Genomic DNA, 3,269 nt, shown 5'->3' with positions numbered 1-3,269 from the left:
TGGGACAATAACAATAGTACAACATGCCATAATTATTGTCAACCTAATTATCATAAAAAAGCATTATTTTTTTAAAATTAAAATTTTTAAAATTTTTTATAAAATTAAAAAAATAAAATATTATTTATTCTATTAAAAATTTAATAGTAATATAATCACTTTTAATTGTTAATTGATATTGACCAATACCAATAAAGTCATACAACTTTAAAGCAAGATTTTTAAATTTTTTATTACAATCATTATTTAAAAATAATATTTTTTCAATATTATTATTTTGTAAATCTTTCACTAATTTTGAATTAATCGTTTTATTTTCTGGTATTGATCAGTAATATTCTTTTGTTAATTTATTATAACTAGTTAATTTACCATAATTTGTTCCATCAATATCTGCAAAAATTACTGATTTATTTTCATTAAATGTCAAATGACCTGCTTGAAAGGCAATAATTTTTAAAGCTCCAAGTTTTTTATTAAAATTAACACGATTAATTGCACATAGTGCCTGATGCACAGTAAATGTTGATTGATAAGATAATAAAGGGTAATCTTGATTAAAATGTTCATTGAGTAATAATGTTTCATAATCTAGTTTATATTTAAGAATAATTTTTAGTTCATTAACAACTAATTTGTTATTTTCAATGAAATTTGTAACTAAACATGGTATTTCATTAAAATTTGGAAAAATACGATTAAATACTTTATTACTTGTAACCTCATATAATAATGATGCTATTAATAAATTGTCATAATGATAATTAATTAATTTAGTATCTAATTCTTGACTTAATCTTAAATAAAAATAATTAACTATTTGATAATCATTTAAAAATAAGAATTGTTTTAAGATATTTTGATTACGATTAGTATCATTATCATGGGTTTGATAATTTTTTATTTTTTTTGCTATTCGTAAATAAAAATCATTTAAAAAATTATAAAATTCTTGAATTGTCAAATCATAATCAATTAATATTTTAAAAATAGCATTATCATTATAAAGTTGATAGTATGATTGAATTACCAAATAAATTTTTTTTCGCGATTGATATCATTGCTTTAAATTAGTTAAAATGACGTTTTGACTTCTTGGTTCTAAAGTAATAGTACATCCATAAGGTAAATTAAAACTATTAGGTAATTGTTTATTAACATTGATAATATGTGAATTTGAAAGATTTTTAATACCAATCGTTATGTCATATTTTTTATCAATATTAGCAATTAAATCATAAACCTCTAAACAATGTTTAGTTTCTGTTTTTCTCAATCCTCTTCCTAACTGTTGCAAATATACTGTTTTTGAATTAGTTGGTCGTAATAAAATAATAGTATCAATTTCAGGAATATCAATTCCTTCATTAAAAATATTTACTACACATAAATAATTAATAATTCTATTTTTAAAATCATTAATTATTTTACTACGATTAGTTTGATTTTTACTTGTTAAAAAGTCTGCTTTTAAGCCCTGATTTTGCAAAAATCTAGCAACAATTTGTGCATGAGTAATATTAATACAAAAAATTAAACAAATCCGATTACTATAAAATCCAATATAGTCATTAATTACATCTAATAATAACTTATTTCTTGCTTCAGTATTTAATTTTTTAAATAATTGTTGATCATTATTTAAATCAATACCAGTTAAATCAGCAGTAATGTCATCAATACAATAATAATCAAATGGTGATAAAAGTTTTTCATTAATTGCATCTCACAATCGTAATTCATGTGCAAACTCATTATCAAAATAATTAATAATGTTTTTATTATCTTCTCGTTCTGGTGTTGCTGTTAAACCAATAATTTGTTTAGGATGAAAATAATTTAAAATTGTCTGAAAAGTTTTGGCAGCCAAATGATGAGCTTCATCAAAAATAATAATATCAAATTGTTGACGTTTAAACTTATTTAGATGTCTATGTACAGTTTGTACTGTTGCAAATAAATATTGTTCTTGAAAATTATTTTGTTTACTATTTAAAATAGTTGCAAATTTTTTATCATTTATTACTTTTCGAAAAGTAATAATTGCTTGTTCAATAATTTCTCTTTGATGTGCTAAAAATAAAATTGAAGGTTTTTGATTATTATTTTCTTTGATTTGATTTAAATAGTCAAAAGCAGATACTACTGTTTTACCAACACCTGTTGCCATGACAATTAAATGTTTTGTTTTTTTAAGTTTTCTTCTTAACTTTAATTTATTAATTAAGGCAATTTGAAAATCATAAAGAAAATAATTAGTTGCTAATCATTGTTCATCTTTTTTATTTACAAGCAATCGATTATATTCAATTCGCGATAGTAATTGTAATCGTTGTTGTTCATTATTTAAATCAACTAAATTATCATTTCATAATTTATAATACTGATTTAAAATATTTTGATATAGTTGCTTATTATCAAATTCATTAATTTTAATATTTCATTCACGACCACTAGCTAAACCTTTTTGCGTTAAATTTGATGAACCAATTATTGCTGAAGAAAAACCTGAATTTCGTTTAAAGATGGCAGCTTTAATATGAATTCTTTCACTACGTTTTTCTAAATTATTTTCAACTTTAACTTTAATATTAGGATACTTTTTTATTATTTTAACTAATGCATATAAATTAACAAATAAAGCCATATCATCAAAAGTAGTAGTAATAAAATTAATAGTAATATTATGATTTAAAGCATAAGTAAATGATGAACGTAACTTATTTATAATTGAATTTGATATAAAAGGATAAATAAAGTATACTTCATCACAAGTTCTGATTTCCTGATTTAAATGATTAATTAATACTTGTTGGTTTTCATTAGTAAATAGAAAATTGTCACTTAATCTAATATTAGAAGTTAAAGGATTATCAATTATACTATCATTTACTTGTAATAAAATGTTATTACTAAATTTATTAGTAGTAAAATTACTTATGATTTGATTTAAAAAATCAATTTTTGCTTCTGGTGATTTAATCCTTTTTAATTGTTCAATTAAAGTATTATTTAATTGTTTAACTAAATAATGATCAATGTCTTTAATTAATTCTTTTTCATCATTAATATGTGATGTTTGGAAATTATTGGTAATATCATCACTAATCTTTAATAATAAATCATAATAGCCCTTATTTTTCATACTCTACACTTCCTAATAATAAATAGTGTCTATTTTAATAAATTATTAACTATTATAAAATAATTTTGTAAAGTAAAAAACCTCTAATATTTAAAATATTATTTTAAATATTAGAGGAAGGTAA

Annotated in this window: 1 protein-coding gene; it reads right to left on the bottom strand. The window is 20.6% G+C overall.

Annotation, left to right across the window (positions count from 1 at the left end; translation table 4 throughout):
• Positions 1-124: 124 nt before the first annotated feature.
• Positions 125-3,145 carry a DEAD/DEAH box helicase family protein gene (locus M0D11_RS07305; RefSeq protein ID WP_252320813.1) on the bottom strand — a complete coding sequence of 1,007 codons (3,021 nt, stop codon included), beginning with the start codon at positions 3,143-3,145 and terminating at the stop codon, positions 125-127.
• Positions 3,146-3,269: the final 124 nt, after the last annotated feature.

This window comes from Spiroplasma endosymbiont of Lariophagus distinguendus, assembly GCF_023846195.1.
Classification (GTDB): Bacteria; Bacillota_I; Bacilli_A; order Mycoplasmatales; family VBWQ01; genus Spiroplasma_E.
This window is presented reverse-complemented; position numbering and strand designations above follow the sequence as displayed.